This is a genomic window from Achromobacter sp. NPDC058515 (assembly GCF_042721735.1).
Taxonomy (GTDB): domain Bacteria; phylum Pseudomonadota; class Gammaproteobacteria; order Burkholderiales; family Burkholderiaceae_B; genus Achromobacter.
The window spans coordinates 319,480-346,044 of sequence record NZ_JBHXNI010000003.1 but is presented as its reverse complement, the minus strand read 5'-3'; the positions used below and the strand labels follow the sequence as shown (position 1 = coordinate 346,044).

The 26,565-nt window shown below is 68.0% G+C and carries 28 protein-coding genes; 13 read left to right on the top strand and 15 right to left on the bottom strand.

Translation table 11 applies throughout. The features are described 5' to 3' along the window. The first annotated feature begins 65 nt into the window (after nucleotides 1-65). From ACFWP0_RS07555 to ACFWP0_RS07525, 7 genes are read left to right on the top strand one after another with little or no spacing between them, the layout of a single operon-like run. Nucleotides 66-617, top strand: a complete 552-nt coding sequence (locus tag ACFWP0_RS07555; RefSeq protein WP_377840897.1) for a 3-hydroxyanthranilate 3,4-dioxygenase — start codon at nucleotides 66-68, stop codon at nucleotides 615-617. 13 nt (nucleotides 618-630) lie between these two features. Then, nucleotides 631-1,632 carry an amidohydrolase family protein gene (locus tag ACFWP0_RS07550; protein ID WP_377840895.1) on the top strand — a complete coding sequence of 334 codons (1,002 nt, stop codon included), beginning with the start codon at nucleotides 631-633 and terminating at the stop codon, nucleotides 1,630-1,632. Between the two features lie 59 nt (nucleotides 1,633-1,691). After that, entirely contained in the window at nucleotides 1,692-2,867 is a 1,176-nt protein-coding gene (locus ACFWP0_RS07545; protein ID WP_377840893.1) for an ABC transporter substrate-binding protein, read from the top strand. 39 nt (nucleotides 2,868-2,906) lie between these two features. After that, nucleotides 2,907-3,827: a branched-chain amino acid ABC transporter permease gene (locus ACFWP0_RS07540; protein WP_377840892.1), complete on the top strand. Its 921-nt coding sequence runs from the start codon at nucleotides 2,907-2,909 to the stop codon at nucleotides 3,825-3,827. Nucleotides 3,828-3,840: 13 nt separating this feature from the next. After that, nucleotides 3,841-4,824 (top strand): branched-chain amino acid ABC transporter permease, encoded by a 984-nt coding sequence (locus tag ACFWP0_RS07535; RefSeq protein WP_377840890.1) that lies wholly within the window; start codon nucleotides 3,841-3,843, stop codon nucleotides 4,822-4,824. Further along, nucleotides 4,821-5,588 carry an ABC transporter ATP-binding protein gene (locus tag ACFWP0_RS07530; protein WP_377840888.1) on the top strand — a complete coding sequence of 256 codons (768 nt, stop codon included), beginning with the start codon at nucleotides 4,821-4,823 and terminating at the stop codon, nucleotides 5,586-5,588. The genes ACFWP0_RS07535 and ACFWP0_RS07530 overlap by 4 nt, the downstream gene beginning before the upstream one ends. Further along, nucleotides 5,585-6,295 (top strand): ABC transporter ATP-binding protein, encoded by a 711-nt coding sequence (locus ACFWP0_RS07525; protein WP_377840886.1) that lies wholly within the window; start codon nucleotides 5,585-5,587, stop codon nucleotides 6,293-6,295. Before ACFWP0_RS07530 ends, ACFWP0_RS07525 begins: the two co-directional genes overlap by 4 nt. Here ACFWP0_RS07525 and ACFWP0_RS07520 read toward each other — a convergent pair. From ACFWP0_RS07520 to ACFWP0_RS07480, 9 genes are all read right to left on the bottom strand, one after another. Beyond that, nucleotides 6,292-7,383 carry an Ldh family oxidoreductase gene (locus tag ACFWP0_RS07520; protein WP_377840885.1) on the bottom strand — a complete coding sequence of 364 codons (1,092 nt, stop codon included), beginning with the start codon at nucleotides 7,381-7,383 and terminating at the stop codon, nucleotides 6,292-6,294. The genes ACFWP0_RS07525 and ACFWP0_RS07520 overlap by 4 nt on opposite strands. A gap of 9 nt (nucleotides 7,384-7,392) precedes the next feature. After that, the gene (locus ACFWP0_RS07515; RefSeq protein WP_377840883.1) at nucleotides 7,393-8,913 is read right to left on the bottom strand and encodes a mannitol dehydrogenase family protein; all 1,521 of its coding nucleotides are present in this window, start codon (nucleotides 8,911-8,913) and stop codon (nucleotides 7,393-7,395) included. A 59-nt stretch (nucleotides 8,914-8,972) separates the two neighbouring features. Beyond that, the gene (locus ACFWP0_RS07510; protein ID WP_377840881.1) at nucleotides 8,973-10,508 is read right to left on the bottom strand and encodes a UxaA family hydrolase; all 1,536 of its coding nucleotides are present in this window, start codon (nucleotides 10,506-10,508) and stop codon (nucleotides 8,973-8,975) included. Nucleotides 10,509-10,540: 32 nt separating this feature from the next. Beyond that, a complete protein-coding gene (locus tag ACFWP0_RS07505) occupies nucleotides 10,541-11,407 on the bottom strand; it encodes a fumarylacetoacetate hydrolase family protein (RefSeq protein WP_377840880.1) in 867 nt (288 codons plus the stop codon). A 34-nt stretch (nucleotides 11,408-11,441) separates the two neighbouring features. After that, nucleotides 11,442-12,188, bottom strand: coding sequence for an SDR family oxidoreductase (locus ACFWP0_RS07500; protein ID WP_377840879.1), 747 nt, complete (start codon nucleotides 12,186-12,188; stop codon nucleotides 11,442-11,444). Between the two features lie 13 nt (nucleotides 12,189-12,201). Then, nucleotides 12,202-13,611: a TRAP transporter large permease gene (locus ACFWP0_RS07495; RefSeq protein ID WP_377840877.1), complete on the bottom strand. Its 1,410-nt coding sequence runs from the start codon at nucleotides 13,609-13,611 to the stop codon at nucleotides 12,202-12,204. A 52-nt stretch (nucleotides 13,612-13,663) separates the two neighbouring features. Beyond that, the gene (locus ACFWP0_RS07490; RefSeq protein ID WP_377840876.1) at nucleotides 13,664-14,290 is read right to left on the bottom strand and encodes a TRAP transporter small permease; all 627 of its coding nucleotides are present in this window, start codon (nucleotides 14,288-14,290) and stop codon (nucleotides 13,664-13,666) included. Nucleotides 14,291-14,353: 63 nt separating this feature from the next. Further along, a complete protein-coding gene (locus tag ACFWP0_RS07485; protein ID WP_377840875.1) occupies nucleotides 14,354-15,328 on the bottom strand; it encodes a sialic acid TRAP transporter substrate-binding protein SiaP in 975 nt (324 codons plus the stop codon). Nucleotides 15,329-15,475: 147 nt separating this feature from the next. Then, on the bottom strand, nucleotides 15,476-16,189 hold the full coding sequence (locus ACFWP0_RS07480; RefSeq protein WP_377840873.1) for a FadR/GntR family transcriptional regulator: 714 nt from the start codon (nucleotides 16,187-16,189) through the stop codon (nucleotides 15,476-15,478). A 175-nt stretch (nucleotides 16,190-16,364) separates the two neighbouring features. Here ACFWP0_RS07480 and ACFWP0_RS07475 point away from each other — a divergent pair, with 175 nt between their 5' ends. Genes ACFWP0_RS07475 through pyrF form a run of 3 tightly spaced genes read left to right on the top strand, consistent with a single transcriptional unit; the run spans nucleotide 16,365 to nucleotide 18,957 of the window. Continuing rightward, nucleotides 16,365-16,763, top strand: coding sequence for a diacylglycerol kinase (locus ACFWP0_RS07475; protein WP_377840872.1), 399 nt, complete (start codon nucleotides 16,365-16,367; stop codon nucleotides 16,761-16,763). A 48-nt stretch (nucleotides 16,764-16,811) separates the two neighbouring features. Continuing rightward, nucleotides 16,812-18,131, top strand: coding sequence for an NAD(P)/FAD-dependent oxidoreductase (locus ACFWP0_RS07470; protein ID WP_377840871.1), 1,320 nt, complete (start codon nucleotides 16,812-16,814; stop codon nucleotides 18,129-18,131). Between the two features lie 7 nt (nucleotides 18,132-18,138). Then, nucleotides 18,139-18,957 carry an orotidine-5'-phosphate decarboxylase gene (gene pyrF / locus ACFWP0_RS07465; RefSeq protein WP_377840870.1) on the top strand — a complete coding sequence of 273 codons (819 nt, stop codon included), beginning with the start codon at nucleotides 18,139-18,141 and terminating at the stop codon, nucleotides 18,955-18,957. Nucleotides 18,958-19,133: 176 nt separating this feature from the next. On the opposite strand, the gene ACFWP0_RS07460 is transcribed toward pyrF, so the two are convergent. The 6 genes from ACFWP0_RS07460 to ribBA form a co-directional block, all read right to left on the bottom strand. Next, nucleotides 19,134-19,703 (bottom strand): CinA family protein, encoded by a 570-nt coding sequence (locus ACFWP0_RS07460; protein ID WP_377840869.1) that lies wholly within the window; start codon nucleotides 19,701-19,703, stop codon nucleotides 19,134-19,136. After that, nucleotides 19,700-20,206, bottom strand: a complete 507-nt coding sequence (locus tag ACFWP0_RS07455) for a phosphatidylglycerophosphatase A (RefSeq protein WP_377841184.1) — start codon at nucleotides 20,204-20,206, stop codon at nucleotides 19,700-19,702. The genes ACFWP0_RS07460 and ACFWP0_RS07455 overlap by 4 nt, the downstream gene beginning before the upstream one ends. Before the next feature lie 71 nt (nucleotides 20,207-20,277). Further along, nucleotides 20,278-21,243, bottom strand: coding sequence for a thiamine-phosphate kinase (gene thiL, locus ACFWP0_RS07450; RefSeq protein ID WP_377840867.1), 966 nt, complete (start codon nucleotides 21,241-21,243; stop codon nucleotides 20,278-20,280). Between the two features lie 176 nt (nucleotides 21,244-21,419). Beyond that, a complete protein-coding gene (gene nusB / locus ACFWP0_RS07445; protein WP_377840866.1) occupies nucleotides 21,420-21,929 on the bottom strand; it encodes a transcription antitermination factor NusB in 510 nt (169 codons plus the stop codon). Next, nucleotides 21,898-22,431 carry a 6,7-dimethyl-8-ribityllumazine synthase gene (gene ribH / locus ACFWP0_RS07440; RefSeq protein WP_171664887.1) on the bottom strand — a complete coding sequence of 178 codons (534 nt, stop codon included), beginning with the start codon at nucleotides 22,429-22,431 and terminating at the stop codon, nucleotides 21,898-21,900. Before ribH ends, nusB begins: the two co-directional genes overlap by 32 nt. A gap of 10 nt (nucleotides 22,432-22,441) precedes the next feature. Then, the gene (gene ribBA / locus ACFWP0_RS07435; protein WP_377840865.1) at nucleotides 22,442-23,614 is read right to left on the bottom strand and encodes a bifunctional 3,4-dihydroxy-2-butanone-4-phosphate synthase/GTP cyclohydrolase II; all 1,173 of its coding nucleotides are present in this window, start codon (nucleotides 23,612-23,614) and stop codon (nucleotides 22,442-22,444) included. A gap of 149 nt (nucleotides 23,615-23,763) precedes the next feature. Between ribBA and ACFWP0_RS07430 the strand changes: the two genes are divergently transcribed. The 3 genes from ACFWP0_RS07430 to phnD all read left to right on the top strand — a co-directional run bounded on the left by ACFWP0_RS07430 (nucleotide 23,764) and on the right by phnD (nucleotide 26,561). Continuing rightward, complete coding sequence (locus ACFWP0_RS07430) at nucleotides 23,764-24,591, top strand: HAD-IIB family hydrolase (RefSeq protein WP_377840863.1); 828 nt, start codon at nucleotides 23,764-23,766, stop codon at nucleotides 24,589-24,591. Nucleotides 24,592-24,603: 12 nt separating this feature from the next. After that, nucleotides 24,604-25,416 (top strand): IclR family transcriptional regulator, encoded by an 813-nt coding sequence (locus ACFWP0_RS07425; protein ID WP_377840862.1) that lies wholly within the window; start codon nucleotides 24,604-24,606, stop codon nucleotides 25,414-25,416. Nucleotides 25,417-25,562: 146 nt separating this feature from the next. Next, on the top strand, nucleotides 25,563-26,561 hold the full coding sequence (gene phnD / locus ACFWP0_RS07420; RefSeq protein WP_377840861.1) for a phosphate/phosphite/phosphonate ABC transporter substrate-binding protein: 999 nt from the start codon (nucleotides 25,563-25,565) through the stop codon (nucleotides 26,559-26,561). Nucleotides 26,562-26,565 lie beyond the last annotated feature (4 nt).

Sequence of the window (26,565 nt, the reverse complement as noted above, 5' to 3'; positions counted from 1 at the left end):
GCCCCCCGCCTAGACTGCATCATCATCCGCTCCCCGCCCGCCCCGCGACACCCCCGGAGACCCCCATGCCCGCCTACGGCCCGCCGTTGAATTTCCAGCGCTGGATACAAGACCACGCCCACCTGCTCAAGCCCCCCGTCGGCAACCAGCAGATCTGGCAGGACAGCGACTTCATCGTCACCGTGGTGGGCGGCCCGAACCATCGCACCGACTACCACGACGACCCGCTGGAAGAGTTCTTCCACCAGATCCGCGGCAACGCCTGGCTGTCGCTCTGGGTGGACGGCAAGCCGGAACGCGTCGACCTCAAGGAAGGAGACATCTTCCTGCTGCCGCCCCATGTGCGGCATTCGCCGCAGCGCCCCGAAGCCGACAGCGCCTGTCTGGTCATCGAGCGCCAGCGCCCTCCCGGCCTGCTCGACGGCTTCGAATGGTATTGCCCGCAATGCAGCCACCTGGTGCACCGCGTGGAGGTCCAGCTCAAAAGCATCGTGACCGACCTGCCCCCGCTGTTCCAGGCCTTCTACGCCAGCACCGAAAAGCGCACCTGCCCCAGTTGCGGACAGCTCCATCCCGGCAAGGGACACGCTCCGTCCGCGCAAGCCACGCCCGCCTAGGCCCAGTTCAGACATGATCCAGAAAATCGATATGCACGCCCATTTCTTCCCGCCGATCACGCGGCGGGAAGCGGCCGCGCTTGATCCCGTCAACGCTCCCTGGCTGCGCCCGGACGGCGACGGTTCCACCGGGCAGATCATGGCGGGCGACCGCCCGTTTCGGCCCGTGGACGCGACCCTGTGGGACCCCGCGCTGCGCGTGCGGCAGATGGACCGCCACGGCGTGGACGTGCAGATCCTGTGCGCCACCCCGATCATGTTCGGCTACACCTATCCCGCCCGCGCCGCGGCGGACTGGGCCGCCCGCATGAACGACCTGGCGCTGGAACACTGCGCCTACGCGCCCTCGCGCCTGAAGGCGCTGGCGCAGGTGCCGCTGCAGGACCTGGATCTGGCCTGCAAGGAAGCGTCCCGGGCTCGCGCCGCCGGCCACCTGGGCGTGCAGATCGGCAACCACGTGGGCCCGCGCGACCTGGACGACGACACCGTGGTGCAGTTCCTCACCCACTGCGCCCATGACGGCATCCCCGTGCTGGTGCATCCGTGGGACATGATGACCGACGGCCGCATGAAGAAATGGATGCTGCCGTGGCTGGTCGCCATGCCCGCCGAAACGCAGCTGGGCATCCTGTCGCTGATCCTGTCGGGCGCCTTCGAACGCATTCCGCGCAGCCTCAAGCTGTGCTTCGCGCATGGCGGCGGCAGCTTCGCGTTCCTCTTGGGCCGCGTGGACAACGCCTGGCGCCATCGCGACATCGTGCGGGAAGACTGCCCGCAGCTGCCCTCTTCCTACACCGACCGCTTCTACACCGACAGCGCCGTGTTCGACCCGCGCTCCCTGCGCCTGCTGATCGACGTGATGGGCGAAGACCGCGTGCTGCTGGGCTCCGACTATCCGTATCCGCTGGGCGAGCAGGAGGTCGGCAAGCTGGTCGCGCACGCCGGCCTGCTGCCCGAGGTGCAGCACAAGATCCTGTTCCGCAACACGACGACGTTCTTTGGCTTGAATTCGTAGCACCCGACGCGCTCGACCACACCACGACCGTGACACACGGCAACTCAAGGGAAAACACCATGAAACGCACCACCACGCTAACCGCCGCCGCGGTCATGGGCCTGGCGCTATCGACCGCCGCCATGGCCGACGTGAAGATCGGCCTGCTTACCACCTTGACCGGCCCGGGCTCGGTGCTGGGCCAGGATCAGCTCGACGGCTTCATGCTGGCCGTGGAACAGGGCGGCGGCAAGCTCGGCGGCGTGCCTGTGCAGGTCATCAAGGAAGACGACCAGTTCAAGCCCGAAGTGGGCGTGCAGGCCGCGCGCAAGCTGGTGCAAAGCGACAAGGTGCCGATCATCACGGGCGTGGTGTACTCCAACGTCATGCTCGCCGTGGTCCGCCCCGTGACCAGCGCCGGCGTGTTCCTGGTGGGATCCAACGCCGGCCCCACCAATCTGGCGGGCAAGGACTGTTCGCCCTACTTCTTCTCCACGTCGTGGAACAACACCCAGCGCCACGAAGGCAGCGGCGAGATGGCCAACCAGATGGGGTTCAAGAAGGTCTACCTGCTGGCGCCCAATTACCAGGCCGGCAAGGACGCCATGGCCGGGTTCAAGCGCTTCTACAAGGGCGACGTGATGAACGAGGTGTTCACCCAGGTGAACCAGCCCGACTACTCGGTGGAGCTGGCCGCGCTGGCCGACGCCAAGCCGGATGCCGCCTATGTGTTCTTTCCCGGCGGCATGGGCGTGAACTTCATCAAGCAGTACCGCCAGGCCGGCCTGTTCGGCAAGATCCCGCTGCTGTCGGTGGACACCATCGACGGCGCCACCCTGCCCGCCCTGCAGAAGGACGCGCTGGGCGCCGTCACCAACGTTCCATACTCGCCCGACCTGGACAATGCCGCCAACAAGGCGTTTGCCGCGGCGTACCGCCAGAAGTACGGGCGCGAGCCGTCCAGCTATGCCGCGCAGTCGTGGGACGCCGCCCAGCTGATCGGGTCCGCGCTGAAGAAGACGGGCGGCAAGGTCGACGACAAGGACGCCTTGCGCAAAGCCCTGGAATCCGCCGACTTCCAGTCCGTGCGCGGCGAATTCCGCTATCAGCCCAACCACTTCCCCGTTGCCGGCTTCTTCCGGGCGGACGTGGCGGACGGCGCCGACGGCAAGGTGGGCTTCGTGAACAAGGGGCCCATCTTCCCGGACCTGTCCAAGGTATCGGACCAGTACGCCGCCCAGTGCGCCATGAAGTAACGCGGGCGGCCTGACGGCCGCCTGCAAGAGGTGAACTTTATGTCCACGACGCTGCTGCTGGTGCAGGCCCTGAACGGCCTGCAACTCGGAATCCTGCTGTTCCTGCTGGCCGCCGGCCTGACGCTGGTGTTCGGCATCATGAACTTCATCAATCTGGCGCACGGATCGCTCTACATGATGGGCGCCTTCATCGCCGCCACCGTGTTCCGGCATACCGGCTCGTTCCTGCTGGCCGCGGCCGCGGTCATCGCCGGCATGGCGGCGCTGGGGCTGCTGCTGGACCGCATCGCGCTGGCCCGGCTGTATCCGCGCGAACACCTGGACCAGGTGCTGGCCACGTTCGGCTTCATCCTGTTCTTCAACGAGCTCACGCGCATCATCTGGGGCCCCGCGCCGATCAGCATGGGGCTGCCGTCCTGGCTTTCCGGCACCATCGACATCCTGGGCGTGACCTACCCGCTGTACCGCTTTCTCATCATCGTGGTGGGCCTGCTGGTGGCGGCGGGCTGCTATGTGCTGATCCACCGCACCCGGCTGGGCATGCTGATACGCGCGGGCTCCACCGACCGCATGATGGTCGGCGCGCTGGGCGTGAACATCGCCCGGCTGAACACGCTGCTGTTCGTGCTGGGCGCGGTGCTGGCCGGCCTGGCCGGCTTGATGGCCGGCCCCATCCTGTCGGCCCAGACCGGCATGGGCGAACCCATCCTGATCCTAACTTTGGTGGTCATCGTGATCGGCGGCATCGGGTCGGTGCGCGGCGCGTTCCTGGCCGCGCTGATGGTGGGGCTGATCGACACGCTGGGCCGCGCCCTGCTGCCCACGCTGCTGCGCGCCGCCCTGCCGCCCGCCGCGGCCAACGCGGCGGGCCCGGCGATCGCGTCGATGCTGATCTACATCGTCATGGCGCTGGTCCTGGCGTTGCGGCCGCAGGGCCTGTTTCCCGTCAGGCACGGATAAGGACGCGGACCTCATGCATAAGCTATCTCCCCGCGCGCTGGTCGCCGCCGCCCTGCTGCTGCTCCTGGCGCTGCTTCCCGTGTACGCCCACTGGCAGGGCGAACCGTTCCTGCTGGCGCTCTTCGGGCGCGTGCTGGTGTATGGGATCGCCGCGCTGGCGCTGAACCTGCTGCTGGGCTACGGCGGCATGGTGAGCTTTGGCCATGCCCTGTACCTGGGCCTGGGCGCCTACTCGGTCGGCGTGCTGTCGCACTACGGCATCGAGAACGGCTGGCTGCACCTGGCCGGCGCCATCGGCGCCTGCGCGGTGGTCGGCCTGGTCAGCGGCTACGTGGTCATGCGCACCTCGGGCATCGCATTCATCATGATCACGCTGGCGTTCGCGCAAATGTTCTATTTCCTGGCCACGGGCCTGGACGGCTTTGGCGGCGACGACGGCATGTCGCTGTTCGCCGGCAGCGATTTCGGGGCGTTCAGGCTGGATACGCCGCTGGCCCTCTACTACACGGCGTTCGGTGTCCTGCTGCTGGTGCTGTGGCTGATGCACCGGCTGGTCCACGCCCCCTTCGGCATGGCGCTGCGCGGCTGCCAGGCCAACGAGCGGCGCATGCGGGCGCTGGGGTTTGCGACCTTGCGCTACCGTCTGGCGGCCTATGTGATCTCGGCGGTCATCTGCGGCGTGGCCGGCGTGCTGCTGGCCAACCTGACGATGTACGTGTCGCCCTCGTACCTGGCCTGGACCACCTCCGGCGAGCTGATCGTGATGGTGGCGCTGGGCGGCATCGGCACGCTGTTCGGACCGGTGGTGGGCGCCCTGGCGTTCCTGCTGCTGGAAGAGGGGCTCAAGCTGCTGACGGAGCACTGGATGCTGATCATGGGCCTCCTGATCGTCGGCGTGGTGCTGGCGTCGCGGCGCGGCGTATACGGCAGCCTGTCGCCCGAGCCCTGGCGCATGGGCGGCCGCCGCGCGCACCGCCCCTCGGGAGAGCCGCAATGAGCGCGCTACGCATCGAGAACCTGGAAAAGCGCTACGGCGGCCTGACGGTCACCGACAAGCTGTCGCTGGATGTGCGGGACGGCGAGCTGCATGCCGTCATCGGGCCCAACGGCGCCGGCAAGACGACGCTGATCGGCCAGCTCAGCGGAGAGCTGAGGCCCGACGCCGGACGCGTGCTGCTCGACGGGCGCGACATCACCCGCATGCCGGTCGAAAAGCGCGTGCGCCACGGCCTGGCGCGGTCCTACCAGATCACCTCCGTCTTCAAGCCCTTCACGGCCCTTGAGAACGTGGCGATGGCGGTGCAGGCGCGGCGCGGCCACAGCTTCCGCTTCTGGCGGCCGGTGCTGTCGACGCCCGCGCTGACGGACCCGGCCCATGAGGCGCTGGCGCTGGCCGGCCTGTCGGCCCGCGCGCGCACGCCCGCCGGCGAACTCGCGCACGGCGAGCTGCGGCAATTGGAGCTGGCCATGGTGCTGGCCTGCCGGCCATCGCTGCTGCTGCTGGACGAGCCCATGGCGGGCATGAGCCAGCACGAATCCGAGGCCATGACCCGGCTGCTGCTGCAGCTGCGCGGCCGCTACACCATCCTGCTGGTGGAACACGACATGCAAGCCGTCTTCGCCTTGTCCGACCGCATCACCGTGCTGGTCTATGGCCGCGCCCTGGCCTGCGGCACCGCGGATCAGATCCGCAACGATCCGCAGGTGCGCGAATGCTACCTGGGCAGCGAGCGCGGCCGCGCCAGGGAGGCCCGCGCATGAGCGCCCTGCTTTCCTTGCGCGGCGTCACCGCGCACTATGGCGCCAGCCAGGCCCTGTTCGGCATCGACCTGGACATCCGGCCGGGCGAATTCGTCACCCTGCTGGGACGCAACGGCATGGGCAAGTCCACCACCGTGAAGGCGGTGATGGGACTGAACCCCGCGACCCAGGGCGCCATCACGTTCGACGGCCGCGACATCGGCAGGCTGCCCTCCTACAAGGTGGCGCAATGCGGCATCGGCCTGGTTCCCGAAGGCCGCCATGTTTTCCCCAACCTGTCGGTGCGGGAGAACCTCGTGGCCACCGCCCACAACCGGCAAGGCGCGGCCCATCCCTGGACACTGGAACGGGTGTATGCGCTGTTTCCCCGCCTGTCGGAACGCGCCCGGCACCTGGGCAGCCACCTGTCGGGCGGCGAGCAGCAGATGCTGGCTATCGGCCGGGCGCTTCTGACCAATCCGCGCCTGCTGATCCTGGACGAGGCCACCGAAGGGCTCGCGCCCGTGGTGCGCGAAGAAATCTGGGCGGCGCTGGAGACCCTGAAGCAGACCGGGCTGGCCGTGCTGTGCATCGACAAGAACCTGGAACCGCTGCTGGCCACCGCCGACCACCACGCCATCGTGGAGAAGGGACGCGTGGCGTGGACGGGATCGTCGCAGGCGTTCCTGGACGACGAATCCCGGCTCTTGCAGTACCTGGGCGTCTAGGACCTGCCCGCCGCGGACGGAGCCTGGCGCAGGTCCCGGGCCATCCTGGCGGGCGGCTCCACGCCCAGCCGGTCGCTCCACCCCTGCATCTCCGCCCACAAGGCCGGCGGCACCGGCAGGCCCAGCCGCCGGCGCTCGGCCTGCGCGGCGGCCTCCGGGTCGCCCGGCAGGCGCGGCGCCCCGGGCGCCTGCGACAACTCCATCGCCATGCCGGCCACCACCGCGGCCAGCGCCGCGCCGCCGGCAAAACGGGCGGGATCGATGACGATGAAAAACGCGCCGAGCTCGCGCGGACGGGCCAGCGCCTCGTACATGGGCGAGATGTGCGGACCGAAGGGGTTCCCGTTCAGCGGCCCGCAAAGCAGCTCGACCATCATCGCCAGGCCGTAGCCCTTGTAGCCGTATTCCTCGCCGCCCAAGGGGCGCAGGGCGCGCACCTGGTCCGCGTCGGCGCAGTCCCTGCCCTGGACGTCCAGCGCCACGCCGGACGGCAGCGGGGCGCCGTCGCGCCGGGCGTTCATGACGCGGTTCCATGGAATGGCCGTGGTGGCCATGTCCAGGCAGAGCGGGTCGGCGTCCGCCCGGGGAAAGGCCAGCGAGATGGGGTTGGTGCCGAAGAACGGCTCCTGCCCGCCGAAGGGCGCGGCAATCGAGTCCGAATGGGTGAAGGCAATGCCGATGAATCCCTGCCGCGCCGCCGCCCGGCTGTACAGGCCGATCGCCCCGCAGTGCGAGGAGTTGCCGACCCCCACGGCGGACACGCCCGCGCTTCTGGCCAGATCGATCGCCAGCGCGTTGGCGCGATGCGCCACGACGATGCCCTGCCCCTGGCCGCCGTGCAGCTGGGCGGTGCCCGGGCCGGTGCGCTCGATATCGATGACGGGCCTGGCCAGGATGGACCCGTGGGCGACGCGGTTCAAGTAGTGCGGCAGCCGGGCGATGCCGTGCGAATCGATGCCCCACAAGCTGGTCTGCGCCAGGCTGGCCGCCAGGCAATGCGCGTCTTCCTCGGAGAAGTCCTGGGCGCGCAGGCAGTCCACGCCCCAGCGCTCCCATTCGGCGGCATCCACTCGTCTTTCGGCAGTCATGTCCTGCTCCTAGGTGGCCGCCTCCACGGCGCGAATCACGCCGTGCTGGCGCAGCGTTTCCAGATGCGTGGCCAGGCTTGCAACGAACTCGGGCGATTCGCCCAGCCCGCCAAACACCGGCTTGAACCCCGACAGCACCATCGCCCGCCGATGCGCCGCCTGCGACGGCGCGGCGGCGCGGGCCGCGACTTCGGCCCGCGACAACAGCCTGGCCAGGCGCGCGGCCAGCGGATCCTCGATGGCGTGGCGGCCGCCCAGCTCGTCCTCGCCGCGCAAATAGTGCAGCCAGGCCGCCACCGCCAGGCACAGGCGATGGATGTCGTCGCCCGAGCGCAGGCGTTCGCGGATGGTGTCCAGGATGCGCTGCGGCATCTTCTGCGAGCCGTCCATGGCGACCTGCCGCAGCGGATGCGGCAGCGCCGGATTGGAGACCCGCGCAAGGAATCGCTGGCGGTATTCCTCCAGCCCCACGTCCGGGATGCCCCGCAGCGTGGGCGCGATCTCCAGCCGCATCATGGCCTCGACAAAGCCGCGCAGCGCCGGTGTGTTCACGGCCTCGCGCATGGTTTTTGCGCCCAGCACCGCGCCCAGATAGGCCAGCGTGGAGTGCGGTCCGTTCACCATGCGCAGCTTCAGGCGCTCGTAGGGCGCGGCGTTGCGCACGAAGGTTGCCCCGCCCTGGAGGTCCCAGGCGGGACGGCCCGCCGCGAACTTGTCCTCGATCACCCAGTTCAGATAGGGTTCGCCCAGCACCGGCCAGGCGTCCTCCACGCCCAGCCGCCCGGCGATCCGCTCGCGGTCCTGGTCGAGGGTGCGCGGCACGATGCGGTCCACCATGGAATTCGGAAAGGTGCAGTGCCTGTCGATCCAGTCGGTCAATCCCACGTCCACGCGCAAGGCAAAGGCCAGCACCAGGCTGCGCAGCGTGTCTCCATTGGCGCGCAGGTTGTCGCAGGACAGCAGCGTGACCGGCGGCAGGCCGCGTTCGCGGCGCAATGCCAGGCCATGGACCAGCATGCCGATGGCGCTGCGGGGCCGATGCGGGTTTTCCAGGTCATGCAGGATGTCCGGGTCGTCCCAGCGCAGGTGGCCGGTGGCGGGCTCGTGGCTGTAGCCCTTTTCCGTGACCGTCATGCTGACGATGCGCGTATGCGGATATGCGATGCGTTCCAGAACGGCGTTTGGATCTTCCTCGGCCACCATCACCCGCAGCACCGAGCCCACGACGCGCAGCTGCTCGCGCTCATGGCCGTCGGGCCCGGCGTCGCGCACGGCCAGCGTGTACAGGCCGTCCTGCGGCGTCAGGGCGTCGCGCACGTCGGGGCGGCGCAGGGACACGCCCAGGATTCCCCAGCTCAGGTCTCCGCTGGCCTGCATGGCCATATCCGTCACCAGCGCCTGATGGGCGCGGTGAAAGGCCCCCAGCCCCAAATGCACGATGCCGGGAGTAAGCCGGCTCCGGTCGTAGCTGGGTTTCTCCACGTCTGCGGGCAGACGCGGCAACGACTCCGTATTCAAACGTTCACGCATGGATGAGCAGTGCAAAAAGGGGCGTAACGCGAGGGTATAGCATGCCCGGCCTTGTCTCGCTACATCACCGCGCCCAGTTGCCACGGGACAAACTCGTTCTGGCCGTAGCCGTGCGTTTCGCTGCGGGTGCGCCGGCCGGACGCCGTCTGCAGCATCAGCTGGAAAATGCGCTCGCCCATCTGCGCCACGCTTTGCGCGCCGTCAACCACCTCGCCGCAATTGATGTCGATGTCGTCGGACTGGCGCAGCCAGAGCGCGGTGTTGGTCGACAGCTTCAAGGACGGCGCGGGCGCGCAGCCATAGGCGGACCCGCGGCCGGTGGTGAAACAGATCAGGTTGGCGCCGCCCGCCACCTGGCCGGTGGCGGACACGGGGTCATAGCCCGGGGTATCCATGAACACCAGCCCGCGCGTGCGCACCGGCTCGGCGTATTCATAGACGTCGGTAAGGTTGGTGGTGCCGCTCTTGGCGATGGCGCCCAGCGACTTCTCCAGGATGGTCGTCAAGCCTCCCGCCTTGTTGCCGGCCGAAGGATTGTTGTCCATCTCGGCGTCGTTGCGGGCGCAGTAGTCCTCCCACCAGCGCACCCGCGCCAGCAGCTTGTCGGCGACGGCGGGCGTTTCGGCGCGGCGCGTCAGCAGATGCTCGCCGCCATAGATCTCGGGCGTCTCGGAAAGGATGGCGGTGCCGCCATGGCGAACCAACAGGTCCACCGCCGCGCCCAGCGCCGGGTTGGCGCTGATGCCCGAATAGCCGTCCGACCCGCCGCACTGCAGGCCCACGGTCAGGTGGCTGGCCGGCACGGCCTGGCGGCGCGCCTGGTTGGCCTGGTCCAGCATGCGCTCCACCAGCTCGATGCCGCGCGCCACCGTCTTGCGGGTGCCGCCGGTGTCCTGGATATTGAAGGTATGCAGCATGCCGCTTTCGCGCAGGCTCTCCTGCTCCATCAGCCCGCCGATCTGGTTGGTCTCGCAGCCCAGGCCCACGACCATCAGGCCGCCGAAGTTGGCATGCCGGGCATAGCCCCCCAGGGTGCGCCGCAGCACGCGCAGCGGTTCGCCTTCGCTGCCGGTGGCGCAGCCCGCGCCGTGCGTCAGCGCCACCACGCCGTCCACGTTCGGACAGGACGCCAGCGCCTCGGGACGTATGTCTCGCCGGAAATGGTCGGCGATGGCGCGAGCCACCGTGGCCGAGCAGTTCACGCTGGTGAGGATGCCGATGTAGTTGCGCGTGGCGATGCGGCCATCGGCGCGCACGATGCCGTCGAACATGGCGGGCTCGGCCACGTAGTCGGTGGCATGCGCGCCCTGCCCGACCGCGTAGTCGCGCTGAAAGTCCGAGAACTCCAGGTTCTGGGTATGGACGTGCTGGCCGGGCGCGATGTCCTGCCGCGCCACGCCGATGATCTGGTTGTAGCGGCGCACCGGCTCGCCCGCCGCGATGGCGCGCACGGCCACCTTGTGGCCGGGCGGCACCAGACCCAGGATCGTCACCCCATCGCTCTCCAGCCGCGTGCCGCTGACAAGCTGCCGTCTTGCGATCACCACGTTGTCCGCCGGGTGGATGCGTATGACTGCCGTATCGGTCTGGGACATGAGAACTCCGGAAAGAGTAGGGGCGCGGGCGATCAGCCGTCGATCAGGGCGGGGTCCCAGGCATGCACGCGCTGGCGCTGTTCGCCCAGGCCGGCGATGCCCAGCTTGATCTCGTCGCCCGCCTTCAGGTAGATGGGCGCGGGCTTTTGCCCCATGCCCACGCCGGGCGGCGTGCCCGTGCTGATCAGGTCGCCCGGATACAGCGTCATGAAGCGGCTCACGTAGGCCACGAGCTGCGCCACGCCGAACACCATGGTGCGCGTGCTGCCGTTCTGGTAGCGCTTGCCGTTGACCTCCAGCCACATCTCCAGGTCTTGCGGATGGGGGACCTCGTCGGCGGTGGCCAGCCACGGGCCGATGGGGCCGAAGGTGTCGCAGCCCTTGCCCTTGTCCCAGGTGCCGCCGCGTTCGATCTGGTATTCGCGTTCGGACACGTCGTTCACCACGCAATAGCCGGCCACGTGCTTCATCGCGTCGGCCTCGCTGACGTAGCGCGCCTTCTCGCCGATCACCACGCCCAGTTCCACCTCCCAGTCGGTCTTCACCGAATCCTGGGGCAGCACCACCGGATCGTTGCAGCCGACCACGGCCGAGGTCGGCTTCATGAAGATGACGGGTTCGGCCGGCACCGGCAGGCCCGATTCGGCGGCGTGGTCGGCATAGTTCAGGCCGATGCAGATGAACTTGCCCATGCCGCTCCAGGGCGGCGCGGTCCGGCCCGGCTGCGCCACCAGCGGCAACGTGGACGGGTCCAGCGCGCGCAGCTCCGCCAGACTGGCGGCGCCCAGCGTCTGCGCGGTGATGTCGGCCACGACGGACGACAGGTCGCGTACCTGGCCCTGGGCATCGATCAGGCCGGGCTTCTCAAAGCCCTTGGGGCCATAGCGCATCAGTTTCATAGCGGGTTCCTTGTTGCTTGGGGAAATGACGAATTCAGTTGGACCAGCCGCCGTCGATCACCTGCGCGGTGCCGGTGGTGAAGGCGGACTCGTCGCCGGCAAGATACACCGCCAGCGCGGCGATCTCTTCCGTGCGGCCGATGCGCCCCATGGGCTGGCGCGCGGTGAAGGCCGCCTCCACCGCGGCGACGGACTGGCCGCTGGCCTGCGCCTGCGCCTCGATGCGCTGGCGCAGCGAGGGGGACTCCACCGTGCCGGGGCAGATCGCATTGCAGCGTATGCCCTGGGCGACGTAGTCCGCGGCCACCGCCTTGGTCAGGCCGATGACGGCCGCCTTGGTGGCCCCGTAGGCGCAGCGGTTCGGCGCGCCCTTGATGCTGCCGGCCACCGAGGCCATGTTGACGATGGCGCCCGAGCCGCGCGCCAGCATGCCCGGCAGGCAGGCCCGGATCAGCAGGTACATGGACCGCACGTTCAGGTTGAAGGAAAAATCCCAGGCGTCTTCGTCGCAATCCAGGATGGCGCCCGCATGCACGAAGCCCGCGCCGTTGAACAGCACGTCCACCGGGCCGGCGGCGTCCGCCAGCGCGCGCACCGCGCGGCCGTCGGTCACGTCCAGCACCTGGCTGCGGCAGCCCGACAGCGTCTGCAGCGCCGCGCCGTTCAGGTCCACGGCCAGCACGTCCGCGCCTTCGCGCGCGTAGGCCAGCGCCACCGCGCGGCCGATGCCTTGTCCCGCGGCGGTGACGATGGCGGCCTTTCCTTGCAGTCTTCCAGACATATGCGTGCTCCCGTTATTTTCCGGCCATGCCCATCGCGGTGGGCAGCCACAGCGTGATCTGGGGGATGTAGGTGATGGCGATCAGCGCCGCGAACAGCGGCACCAGCCACGGCAGGATCGCCATCGTGGTGCGCTCGACCGACAGCCTGGACACCCGCGCCAGGACGAACAGCACCATTCCCATTGGTGGATGCAGCAGGCCGATCATCAGGTTCAGGGTCATGATCAGGCCGAAGTGGATCGGATCGATGCCCAGCTTCAGCACGATGGGCAGGAGGATCGGCACCAGGATGGTGATAGCGGCGATGGTGTCGATGAAGCAGCCCACGATCAGGATCAGCACGTTGGCCATCAGCAGGAACACCCACTTGTTCTGCGTCACGCTCAGGATGGCGTCCGTCAAGGTCTGCGCCGCTTGCGTGGTGGTCAGCAGCCAGGCGAACACCGAAGCCGCCGTCACGATGAACAGCACGGACGCCGTGGTCTCGATGGTGTCGAAGGAAGCCTTGGCCAGGGTCTTGAACGTCATGGAGCGGTAGCGCACCAGGCCCAGGAACAGCGCCCAGATCACGGCGGCCACCGCGGCCTCGGTGGGCGTGAACCAGCCCAGCGTCATGCCCCCGATCAGGATCACCGGCGCCATCAAGGCCATGACGGCCGAGAAGTTGAACTTCCAGTCCAGCGCCAGCAGCGCCACGAAGGCGATGCCGGTGGCCACGTTGGGCGAGATCCCCGACAGCGTCATGAGCCAGATCGACATCGGGAAGGCCAGCACGATCAGCACTTCCAGGCCCGCCCCGGCCAGCCGCCTCCAGTCGAAGGCCACATCGCCGCCCCAGTTGTTGCGGCGGGCGTAGTAGGCCACGGTCAGCATCATCAGCACCGTGAGCACGGCGCCGGGCAGCAGCCCCGCCAGGAACAGCGATCCGATCGACACGTTGGCCATCATGCCGTAGATGACGAAGGGCAAGGACGGCGGGATGATCGGCCCCAGCGTGGCCGACGCGGCGGTGACGCCCACGGCGAATTCGGTCTCGTAGCCGTGGTCCTTCATGGCCTTGATCTCGATCGTACCCAGGCCGGCGGCATCGGCGATGGCGGTGCCGGACATGCCCGCGAACACCACCGAGCCGATGATGTTCACCTGCCCCAGGCCGCCGCGCATCCATCCCACCAGCGCCACGGCGAAGTTGTAGATGCGGCCGGTGATGCCGGCGATGTTCATCAGGTTGCCCGCCAGGATGAAGAACGGCACGGCCAGCAGCGGAAAGGACTCGACGCCCGCGATCATGCGCTGCGCGATCACCACGTCCGGCACGCTGCCGGATATCAATATGAACAGCAGGGACGCGCCCGCCATGGCGACCGCCACCGGCACGCCCATGATCATCAACAGCAGGAAGGTTCCAATCAGTGTGCCCATGTCTCGCTCCTGGAAAGGCACTGCGGATTCGTAGGGGCTTCTGGCGCGCGGATCAGTCCAGCGACTCGTAGGCCGCGGGATTCTCCAGGATCGAATAGCCCTGCCGCCAGTTCTGCAGGGACACCTGCAGCGAGCGCAGGAACATCATGGCAAACCCCGCCAGCGCCACCCAGTACACATAGGATTTGTTCCAGAACAGCGTGGTCATGGGCTCGTCGCCCACCAGCACGATGTAGCGGTAGGTCAGCCACACGGCATAGCCGAAGAACGCCGTGCGCAGGATGTCGATCGCCGTGGACAGCGCCCGCCCGGCCGGCTTGGGCAGGTAGCGGTACAGGAAGTCCACCTGGATGTGGCGGCAGGCGCGCACGCACATGGCCGACCCCAGGAACACCACGCCGATCAGGCAGTACACCGCCAGCTCTTCGGTCCAGGCGTACGAGTCGTTCATCACGTAGCGCGAAAAGAACTGCAGGAAGACCAGCAGCGCCATCGTCCAGAACATGGCCAGGCAGATCCAGTCTTCTGGCTGGTAGCCGGCCAGGCTGACTTCGTGATGGTCGGCCTCTTCGAAGGTCTGGACTATCTCTTCGACGGAGGCCGCCTGGTGCGGGCCGGGCGCCTGCGCCGGCGTGTGGCTGACGGCCGCCATCGGGGCGGCCTTCGCGTTGGAATGCATGCAATTCCCCTCGTCCGGGATCGGGTGAAAGACGGCGGGCCGCGGCGGCGGCCCGCCCGCGGCCTACTTCACCGCCTGGATCTTTTCCCAGTCCGACTTTTCGTAGCCGTACTGCTTGAACGGCACTTTCTCCAGCACGGTGTTGCGGAAGTCTTCGATGTTGACTTCGGCCACCGTCAGCCCGCGCTTCTTGAACACCTCGACCATCTTCTTCTCGGAATCGGCCACTTCCGCCGACGCCTTTTCGGCCGCCTGCTGCGCCACCTCGGAGAAGATCTTCTTGTCCTCGTCAGACAGGCTCTTCCAGAGCTTGCCGGAGATCACGGTGTTCAGGTGATCGACGATGTGGCCGGTGAGGATGATGTTCTTCTGCACCTCGTAGAACTTCTTGGCCTCGATGGTGGTCAGCGGGTTTTCCTGCGCCTCCACCGTGCCGTTCTGCAGGGCCAGGTAGACCTCGGCGAACGCGATGGGCGCGGTGTTGGCGCCACAGGCGCGCGGCATGGCCAGGTAGGCGGCCACGTCCGGCACGCGGATCTTCATGCCCTTCATTTCGGAGCATTTGGTGAAGGCGCGGTTGGAGGTGGTCTGGCGCGTGCCGTAGTAGGTGGTCGCGACGATGTGATTGCCGCTCTTTTCGTCGTAGCCGCGCGTGAGCTCCTTGTAGATGTCGCTCTTGGTGTAGGCGATCAGATGCTCGGGGCTGCGGAAGATGTAGGGGTAATAGGTGACGCCGATGCGGGGAAAGCTCTTGGCGGCGAAGCTGGACCCGGAAATGATCATGTCCACCGTGCCTAGGGTCAGGCCCTGGTTGATATCGTTTTCCTTGCCCAGCTGAGAGGCGGGATAGACATCGATGTGATAGCGGCCGTTGGTGCGTTTGCCGATCTCCTGGGCCGCCCACACCGACGAGGTATGGAAGGGCTCGGAGGTCTCGTACACATGCGCCCATTTCAGCTTGGTTTGCGCCAGCGCGCTGCCGCTGACGGCCAGCGCGACGGCGGCAAACAGCACTTTGATAGCGTTGCCTCGGTTCATGTTGTCTCCTCTCTCTGAGGTGGCGGGTGCGGCGGCTGCGCTGCAGGCCGGCCCGCGTCATGTTTTACATAGGGATTTCACATACAGGCTGCACCTTCGTACTGCGACTGCGGTCCGCCGGCGGCATGAAGCGCCGCCGGCTGCTTGCTATTCCGTGCGCAACGCATCGGCCGCGCCCGGCCAACTGGCGGTCAAGCGGTCGTACGAGCAGGAGAGATGCCGATGCATGGCGTCGCGCGCGCCCTGTTCGTCGCCGGCCGCGATGGCGTCGATGACGCGCCGGTGTTCGGTGATGGCGACGGCCCAGCTTTCGGGATTCTCGAAGTAGTCGCCCAGCTTCACCGACAGGGGGTTGTGGCGTTCGTCGAACAGTTCGCCCACCACGCGCACCAGCACGGCGTTGTTGGCCATTTCCGCCACCCGCAGGTGGAACAGGCGGTCGCCGCGGATAGGCACGCTGCCGGCCCGCGCCTCGTCTTCCATGGCGCTCACCGCCTCCCGCAGGCCGTCCACCAGGGCGGGCACCGGATTGCGCGCCGCCTCGGCGGCCAGCTCGCTTTCGATGGTCCGGCGCGCGCGGATGGTCTCCAGCGGGCTTTCGGCGGTCAGGCTGGCGCGCGGGGCGCCGGCCAGGCTCTGCACATACACGCCCGAGCCCATGCGGACTTCCACCCAGCCTTCGACTTCCAGCGCGATCAGCGCCTCGCGCACCGACGGACGGGACACGCCCAGCTTCAGGGCCAGGTCGCGCTCGGGCGGCAGGCGCGCGCCGACCGGGAATTCGCCGGCCTCGATCAGCAAACGGAGCTGGTCGGCGATCTGGCGGTACAGGCGGCGCGGCTCGATGGTCTGGATCGGCATGGGAGTACAGCGGGATGAAAGGGTGAAAAGGTAAAGTGGCCTTACCAATTGACCAGAATCCTGCGCCTGCCGCCGTTGGGTCACAATTAGGGTTTGCCCATAGGGACACGCCGCGTCACGCGGGGCAACCCATATCTGTTAAAAAGCCGCCACACACGGCTTTCTTCCGACCCCCATGACCTACGACCCGCAACACTCGCCCTTCAAAAGCTCCGGCGGCGCGCGCCGCATCCTGAATGCGCTGCGCTACTCCTGGCAGGGCCTGAAGGCGGCCGTCAAGTACGAGGCGGCCTTCCGCCAGGAACTGGCGCTGGCCGTGCTGATGATCCCGGCGGCGTTCTTCCTGGGCCGGACCACGGTCGAGGTCTTTTTCCTGGTCGGCACGGTGGTCATGGTGCTGGCGGCGGAACTGCTGAATTCCGCCATCGAAGCGCTGGCCGATGCGCTGTCGGTCGAACGCCATCCCCTCCTGGGGCGGGCCAAGGACCTGGGCAGCGCGGCGGTGATGCTGCTGCTGATCTTCGCCGGAACGGTCTGGGTAGGCGTGGCCATCAGCCGTTTCGTCATGCATTGACACGGGTCGCATCCCATGGGGGATGCGACTCTATTTATACTGAGAGCCATGATGCCTAAATCGACGTCAGCACCCTCCGAGCGCGTCGTCATTGTCGGCGGCGGCGCAGGCGGCCTGGAACTGGCCGCCAAACTGGGCCGTATCCACGGCCGCCAACACGTCACCCTGGTGGACAGCCGCCCCTTCCATATCTGGAAGCCTTCGCTGCACGAAGCGGCGGCGGGAACGCTGGACATCCACCAGGAAGGCCTTTCCTACCTGATGCTGGCCCATATGGACGGCTTTTCGTTCGCGCAGGGCCGCCTGGAAAGCGTCGACCGCGCGCGCCGCAAGATCACGCTGGACGCCGTCAACGACGCCCAGGGCCAGGAAGTGCTGCCGCGCCGCGAACTCGACTACGACACGCTGGTGCTGGCCGTGGGCAGCACGTCCAACTTCTTCAACACCCCCGGCGCGGCCGAGCACGCCGTCACGCTGGACACCACCGAAAACGCCGAGCAGTTCCGCCTGACCATGCTGAAAGCCATGGTGCAGGTGGACCTGGACAAGGTGCGCGACCCGTCGGCCCGGCTGGATCTGGTGATCGTGGGCGGCGGCGCCACCGGCGTCGAGCTGGCGGTGGAGCTGACCGAAGCCAGCCATGTCGTCAGCGCCTACGGCCTGCCGAATTTCCGCGCCGAGCGCGACCTGGCCATCACCCTGGTCGAGGGCGCCCCGCGCATCCTGTCGGCGCTGCCCGAGAAAATCTCGATCGCGGCGACCAAGCGGCTGACCGAGCTGGGCATCCGCGTGGAGACCTCCTGCCGGGTGTCAGAAGTCACCGCCGGCACCGTGCGCACCGCCGACGGCCGCGAATTCCCCGCCCAGCTGTGCATGTGGGCGGCCGGCATCAAGGGCCCCGCCGTCCTGGCCGGCCTGGACCTGCCGTTGAACAAGCTGGGCCAGCTGGAAGTCAACGAACGGCTGGAAACCCCCGATCCGCACATCCTGGCGCTGGGCGACTGCTGCTCCGCGCCGTGGCGCGACGGCCGCAGCGTGCCGGCGCGAGCCCAGGCCGCGCACCAGCAGGCCGACTACCTGGCGAAGAAGCTCACCGCCCGGCTGCGCCACGCGGCCGAACCCGCCGGGCCCTACGTCTACCAGGACCACGGCTCGCTGGTGTCCCTGGGCCAGGACGCCGGGGTCGGCAGCCTGATGGGCAAGCTGGCCGGACGGGGACTGTTCGTAAGCGGTACACTGGCGCGCTTGATGTACATGAGCCTGCACCTGATGCACCACAGAGCGGTGCTGGGCGCCTCACGCACCGTCTCCCTTGCCCTGGCCCGCCTGCTCATGCGGCGCACGCGCCCGCGGGTCAAACTGCACTGAACTCCCCATGAATTTCCTGCAAAAACTCGAACACGCCTGGACCACCAGCAACTCGCTCCTGCAAGTCGGGCTGGATCCCGACCCGCAGCGCTTCCCGCGCGAATTGCAGGACAAGCCGGATGCGATCTTCCAATTCTGCCGCGACATCGTGGACGCCACCGCGCCCTACGCCTGCAGCTTCAAGCCGCAGATCGCCTACTTCGCCGCCCACCGCGCCGAAGACCAGCTCGAAGCGCTGTGCCAGCACATCCGCGACAAGCACCCGGACCTGCCCATCGTGCTGGACGCCAAGCGCGGCGACATCGGCTCGACGGCCGAGAACTACGCCCGCGAAGCCTACGAGCGCTACCAGGCGCACGCGCTCACCGTCAGCCCCTATATGGGCCTGGATTCGGTCGAGCCCTACCTGGCCTGGCGCGACCGCGGCGTGATCGTGCTGTGCCGCACGTCCAACCCGGGCGGTTCGGACCTGCAATTCCTGAAGATGGATAACGGCGAGCCGCTGTACCTGCACGTGGCGGGCCTGGTGGCCGACAAGTGGAACGCCAACGGCCAGTGCGGCCTGGTGGTGGGCGCCACGTTCCCGAATGAGCTGGCCGCCGTGCGCCAGCGCATCGGCGACGCGCTGCCCCTGCTGGTGCCGGGCATCGGCGCCCAGGGCGGCGACATCACCGCCACCGTGAACGCGGGCGCCAACGCCGCGCGCAGCGGCATGATGATCAACTCGTCGCGCGCCATCATCTACGCCAGCGGCGGCGACGACTGGCGCGAAGCCGCCGGCGCGGCCGCCAAGGGCCTGCGCGACGCGATCAACGCGGTGCGCTGACCGGCCAGTGTTTCGTGCCGGGGCGAGGCATGCCCCGGTGTCTGACACCTGGCAATACCCCTGTGCATCGAGCCGCCGGCTCAATGGTGTCAGACACCTCGCCCGCGCCCGCAATGGTGTCAGACACCTCGCCCGCCAATGGTGTCAGACACCTCGCTCGCGCCATCGGCCGGCGTTTAGCGCCGGTTGACCGGCGCCCCGACGAATTCCAAGAGATTGCGCAACGCGAATTCCACCGCGGCCTGGCGCACGTGCGCGCGGTCGCCCGGAAACACGTGCGTCACCGCGCGGCTGCTGATGCCGTCGCCCACCCGCTTGGCAAAGCCGAAGCACACCATGCCCACGGGCTTGCCCGGCGTGGCGCCGCCCGGCCCGGCGATGCCGGTCGTCGACACGGCCACATGCGCGGCCGGCACGCCCAGCAGCACGCCGTTGGCCATCTCCAGCGCCACGGGTTCGCTGACCGCGCCAAAGTGATGCAGGGCGTCCGGAGATACCTCCAGCTCCGCCACCTTGGCCTCGTTGCTGTAGGTGACAAAGCCCCGCTCGAACCAGTCGCTGGACCCCGCCACGGCGGTGACTGCGCCGGCCAACAGGCCGCCCGTGCAGGATTCCGCGGTGCCGAGCATCCAGCCATGGCGCCGCAGCGCGTCGCCCAGCTGTTCGGCCAGCCCGAACGTGGTGGCTTCCGACAACTGCGCGGCCGACAGATTGAACCGCGTACTTTCTTGTTGTTGCTCGTTCATCCCAAGACTCCTGTGCGGGCTACCAGCGCCAAGACCAGCAAGGCATATCCGGCCGCCACGATATCGTCCCACATAACGCCAAAGCCGCCCTTGACATGGGCGTCGAAGAACTTGATGGGAGGCGGCTTGACGATGTCGAAGGCGCGGAACAGCACGAACGCCAGCGCCTGCCACAGCAAGCCGGCGGGCGTCAGCCACAGCACCAGCCAGAACGCCACCATCTCGTCCCAGACCATTCCGACATGATCCGGCTGCTGGAGTTCGCGGCCGACGCGATGGCAGGCCCAGCAACCGTACAGAAACGCCAGCGCCAGGAATACGCCGATGGCCAGATCGGACGCCGCGGGCGCGGCCGCCGCCCAGATGGCCCAGGCCAGCAGCGTGCCCCAGGTCCCCGAGGCCGGCCGGATCAGCCCGCTGCCGAAGCCGAAGGCGACCAGGCGGCCCGGGTCCCGGCACACCCAGGACAGCGCAGGGTATGCGGCCCGCGCGCGATCGCGCATGGAGGAAGAGCGGTTGTCGGTGGAAGACATGGTTGGGGTTGCTGAGTCGGGATGGGACGGGACGCGGCGCATCAGGCCGCGGGAAAGTGATCGAAACCGGCTGGCAGCCCGGTCAGCGGCTGGTCCTGCTCGTCCAGCACGGACAGGCCGGCCCGCGGCTGGGTCTGGCCCACGCGGGTTACGCGCGCGCCGGCCGCCTGGCCAGCCGCCAGCACCTCATTGCGCCGGGACGCCGGCGCGGTAAAGCACAGTTGGTAGACGTCGCCCCCGCCCAGCAGGGCGCGGCGCAGCGGCGCCGCGTCCAGTCCGGCCAGGGCGGGCGCCATGGGCAGGTCCGCGAAACGCAGGCAGGCGCCCAGGCGGCTGGCGGCCAGGATGTGGCCCAGGTCCTGCAACAGGCCGTCGGACAGGTCGATCGCGGCATGGGCAATGCCGCGCAGCGCCAGGCCCAGCGCCACTTGCGGCTGCGGCCATTCCAGCGCGCCGCGGGTGGCGGCCAGGCGCGCGGCATCGGCGGGATACTGCCCGTCCAGCAGGCGGTAGGCCACGTCGGCCGCGCCCAGCTCGCCGGACACCCAGATGTCGTCGCCGGCTTGCGCGCCGTCGCGGCGCAGCGCCTGGCCCGGCGGAACCGCGCCGAACACGGTCACGCTGATCGCCAGGTCATGGGCGCTGCGCGTGGTGTCGCCGCCGATCAGCGGGCAGCCGTGGGCGGCCCCCAGCGCGTGGAAGCCTTCGGCGAATGCCGCCAGCCACGGTTCGTCCAGGCGCGGCAGGGCCAGGCCCAGCACGCAACCGATGGGCCGCGCGCCCATGGCGGCCAGGTCCGACAGGTTGACGGCCAGGGCCTTGTGGCCCAAGGACTTCGGGTCGACGTCGGGAAAGAAATGCCGGCCTTCCAGCAGCAGGTCCGTGCTGGTGGCCACCTGCTCGCCAGGCGGGACGGGAAACAGGGCGCAGTCGTCCCCCACGCCCAGCAGGCCGGCAGGCGCGGTCCGGGTGAAATAGCGCGCGATCAGATCAAATTCGGATGCCACGGCAACTCCGCTATCCAGCCCTCGCTGGCCGGCGTTGACTCCAGCGCGGAGCCGCCTGTGCGCAATCGCGTGTGGCGGACTCCGCGCAGCCGAGGCCGCGCGGAGCCGGCTCCGCCGATCCGCAGCGGCGCCCTCTTGAGGGGGAAGCGCGCAGCGCTTCGGGGGAGGGCCCCACCTTAACGCCGTTGCTGCGCCGCGGCCTGAACTTCGTTCGCGCGCACGTCGGCAGCCAGCTTGTCGAGCACGCCGTTGACGAACTTGAAGCCATCGGTGCCGCCAAACGACTTGGCCAGTTCCACGGCTTCGTTGATGGCAACCTTGTACGGCACTTCGACGTGATGAATCAGTTCGAAGCTGCCGATCAGCAGGATGCCGTGTTCAACGGGCGACAGCTCGGCCAGCGGGCGGTCGACGTAAGGCGTGAAACGCTCGCGCAGCGCGGGCGCTTCGCGCAGGACGCCGTGCAGCAAGGTCTTGAACCACTGCGCGTCAGCCTCGGAGAAATCCTCGGTGTCGCGCAGATGGGCGTCGATCTCGCCGGCGTCCTGCGTGCCTTCGCCACCGCGCAGCAGCCACGCGTACACGCCTTGCAGCGCGAATTCGCGCGCGCGGCGCCGGGCGCTGCGCGCGCTGGCGCGGGCTTGCGCCGCGCTATCAGCGCTGGTCGTCGTCTTCTTCGTCGTCAAAATCTTCGTCCTCGTCGTCTTCGTCGTCTTCGTCTTCTTCCTCGGGTTCCAGCGCCGCCACCAGGTTGGCCATTTCAACGGCCACCTGAGCGCAATCGCGGCCCTTGCCGGCGGCGCGGGCTTGCGCCTGCTCGTCGGTGTCGACGGTCAGTACGCCGTTTGCGACGGGGACGCCGGTTTCCAGGGAGATACGGGTGATTGCCGTGGCCGTTTCATTGCTGACCACTTCAAAGTGATAGGTTTCGCCGCGGATGACGGCGCCCAGCGCGATCAAGGCGTCGAATTCAAACGTTTCGGCCATGTGGGACAGGGCCACGCCCAGTTCCAGCGCGCCGGGAACGGTGGCGACCATGACGTCGCGTTCGTCCACGCCGAGCTCGGCCAGTTCCTTCAGGCACGCTTCGAGTTCGGCCTGGCCGATTTCTTCATTGAAGCGGGCTCGTACGATGCCGATGTGCAGCCCTTCGCCGTTCAGGTCGGGGGTAAGGATGTAAGGGTTCATGTGTCGGCCTTCAGTGTGTTGCGGGAGTATTCAGCGGGTCGCAATCGTAACCCGTAATGGTGAGCGAGAAGCCCGCCATGCTGGGCATCTTGCGCGGCCGGGCCAGCAGCTTCATCTGGCCCACGTTCAGGTCGCGCAGAATCTGGGCGCCGATGCCGTAGGTGCGCAGGCCGAAACGATCGGCGGCGGCGGTGGCCTGGGCCTTCGGATCATTCCAACCGGCAATCTGGCCAAACAGGTGTTCCGTGGACGACTGGCAGTTCATCAGCACCAGCACGCCGGCCGGCGCGGCGGCAATGGCCTGCAGCGCCTGGGCCACGCCCCAGCTGTGCGGGCTTGAGCCGGTATCAAGCACGTCCAGCACGGACGCCGGCTCGTGCACGCGCACCAGCGTCTCGGCGTCGGGAGTCACATTACCATGCACCAGCGCCAAATGGGCGGAGCCGGTGGCGGCGTCTTCATAGGCCACGGCCTCGAAGGTGCCCCAGGCCGTCTGCATGGGCCGCTTGCCCACGCGCTTGACGATGGATTCGTGCTCGCTGCGGTATTGGATCAGGTCGGCGATGGTGCCGATCTTCAGGTTGTGCTGGCGGGCGAACTCCACCAGGTCCGGCAAGCGGGCCATGGTGCCGTCGGGCTTGAGGATTTCGCAGATCACGGCGGCCGGCGTCAGGCCGGCCATGGCGGTCAGGTCGCAGCCGGCTTCGGTGTGGCCCGCGCGCACCAGCACGCCGCCGGGCACCGCGCGCACCGGGAAGATGTGGCCGGGCTGGACCAGGTCGGAAGGCTTGGCGTCGCGCGCCACCGCCACCTGGATGGTGCGGGCGCGGTCGGCGGCCGAAATGCCCGTTTCCACGCCTTCGGCGGCCTCGATGGACTGCGTGAAATTCGTGCCGTAGCGCGTGCCGTTGCGGGCCGCCATCAAGGGCAGGTCCAGCTGGCGGCAGCGGTCTTCGGTCAGGGTCAGGCACACCAGGCCGCGGCCGTGCGTGACCATGAAGTTGATGGCTTCGGGCGTGACGAATTCGGCGGCCATGACCAGGTCGCCTTCGTTTTCGCGGTCTTCTTCATCGACCAGGATGACGATGCGGCCGGCGCGCAGCTCGGCGATGATCTCGGCAACCGATGCGATGCCGAAGGATTCCGGCTCGGAGCCGGGCAAGGAGGACAACTGGACGGACATGGCGTGACACGTAAACCAGGCGGGAAAGCCCGGATTTTACCGCCCCTGGGGCAAGAACCCCTATCGGGCCCCGCCGGACCCGTCCGAACAGGGGCATCCGGTTAAACTTTCGCCCGGAGACCCCCCTGAAAAAACCAAGGAACAAGCTCATGCAAGCCCTTGCGGCCATGCCTTTGAACGTCGCCGCGGCCGTCCGCGTCGTCCTGACCGACATCGACGACACGCTGACCACCGAAGGCCGCCTGCCGGCCGACGCGTACGCGGCGCTGGAACGCCTGGAACAGGCCGGCATCCAGGTCGTGCCGATCACCGGCCGCCCGGCCGGCTGGTGCGACCATATCGCCCGCATGTGGCCGGTGCGCGCCGTGGTCGGGGAAAACGGCGCGTTCTACTACGCCTACGACCGCCAGGCCCGCCGCATGACGACGCACTACTGGACGGACGCCGCTTCCCGCCAGGCCAGCCGCAAGCGCCTGGACGCCATCCGCGACCGGGTCCTGGCCGAAGTGCCGGGCAGCGCCGTCGCCAGCGACCAGGACTACCGCGTGGCCGACCTGGCCATCGACTTCTGCGAGGACGTGCCCGCCCTGCCCGACGCCGCCATCACCCGGATCGTCCAGATCTTCCAGGAGGCCGGCGCCCAGGCCAAGGTCAGCTCCATCCACGTCAACGGCTGGTTCGGCGACTACGACAAGCTCACCATGACCCGGACCATGTTCCAGCGCGAATTCGGCGCCGACGTGGCGGGCGCCCTGGACAGCACGCTCTTCATCGGCGACTCGCCCAACGACGAGCCGATGTTCGCCTACTTCCCGATCTCGGTCGGCGTGGCCAACATCCAGGCGCAGATCCACCGCCTGACGCACCGCCCCGCCTTTGTCGCCGCCTTCCATGGCGGCGGGGGCTTCGTCGAAATGGCCGACCGGCTGCTGGCCGCCCGCGCGGCGCGCCCGTCCTCCGAAGTTCAGCCGGCCTGAGGTCCGCACAACGTGGCTACTTCCAAGACCGCTGCCCCCGCCAACGACGGCCGCCGCAGCATCCAGTCCATCGAGGTGGGCGTGCCGCTGCTGGCCGCCCTGGTCGATGCCGCCAAGCCGCTGACCCTGCGCGACCTGGCCGCCGGCGCCGGCATGACCTCCGCCAAGGCGCACCCCTATCTGGTGAGCTTCATCCGGGTGGGCCTGGTGCAGCAAGACGCCACCACCGGCCAGTACGAACTGGGCCCCTTCGCCCTGCAGATGGGGCTGGTCAGCCTGCAGCGGCTGGATCCGGTGCGGGTCGCCATGCCCGAGATCGCCAAGCTGCAGTCGGAGATCGGCCACACGCTGGGCATCGCGGTGCTGGGCTCGCACGGCCCCACCATGATCCACATGACCGAAGCCAGCTACCCGGTCCACGTGAACATGCGCAAGGGCACGGTGATGTCGATGCTGCATACCGCCACGGGGCTGGTGTTCGCGGCCTGGCTGCCGCCCAAGGTCAGCGAGCACTACATTGCCCGCGAGGAAGGCGACACGGCGGTCATCGCCAGCGTGCCGCCCCCGCGCAAGGCGTCGCGCGCCAATATCGAGGCGCAGCTCGCCGACATCCGCGTCCACGGCATGGCCCGGGCGCTGGGCAACCCGCTGCCCGGCGTGGACGCCTTGTCGGTGCCGGTCTTCGACAACACCGGCGGCATCGTCCTGGCCTTGACCAGCCTGGGCCCCACGGGGCTGTTCGACGTGTCCTGGGACGGCGCGATCGCGCGTCCGCTGCAAGCCTGCGCCCAGGAAATCTCCCGCAAGCTGGGCTACCACGGCTGATCCAACTTCGCGCACAAACGAACATAAAGCGAAAAATTCGAACAAAAGACGAAAAGAAAGACAGGGACATTCCCGAGTGTGCCGTCCCCGCTTGTATGTTTGAATTTAGTAAATATTCTATTCAAACTTACAAAAGGAGACATACGATGCAAGCCTTGCGTCTATTGCAAGCGGCCGCCTTGGCCGCGTTCGCTTTCGGAGCGTCCGCCGCCCAGGCTGCCGACACGTGCTCCAACCGCGGCGATCTGGACCAGATGTACTGCGACGCCAACAAGGACCTGGTGGCCGACACGCCCACCGACGCGTCCAAGGTCAAGACGCCGTCCACGCTGGTGTTCACCTACACGCCGGTGGAAGACCCGGCGGTCTACGAAGACATCTTCAAGCCCTTCACCAAGCACCTGTCCGAATGCACGGGCAAGCGCGTCGTGTTCTACCAGGTGCAAAGCAACGCCGCTGAAATCGAAGCCATGCGCTCGGGCCGGCTGCACGTGGGCGGCTTCTCGACCGGCCCCACCGCGTTCGCCGTGAACATCGCCGGCGCCGTGCCGTTCGCGGTCAAGGGCTACGCCGACGGCTTCCAGGGCTACAACCTGATCGTCATCGTCAAGAAAGACAGCCCCTACCAGAAGCTGACCGACCTGAAGGGCAAGAAGCTCGCGCACACCGCGCCTTCGTCCAACTCGGGCCACATGGCGCCCGTGGCGCTGTTCCCCAAGGAAGGCCTGACGCCCGACAAGGACTACAAGATCGTTTTCTCGGGCAAGCACGACCAGTCCGTCATGGGCGTGAACTCCGGCGACTACGACGCCGCCGCCGTGGCCTCCGACGTGTTCAAGCGCATGGTCGAACGCGGCCAGGTCAAGGAAGCCGATTTCCGCGTGATCTACCGCAGCGAGAAATTCCCCACCTCGTCGTTCGCCTACGCGCATGACCTGGAGCCGAAGTTCCGGGACCAGATGTTGAAGTGCTTCTACGACTACCGCTTCCCCGCGGAAATGTCGAAGGCCTTCGACGGCGCCGACCGCTTCTATCCGGTGACCTACGAGAAAGACTGGGCCATCGTCCGCCAGGTCGCCGAATCCGGCGGCGAGAGCTTCAACCGCGCCGCCTACGACCGCGAATCCGCCAAGAGCAAGAAGTAATCCA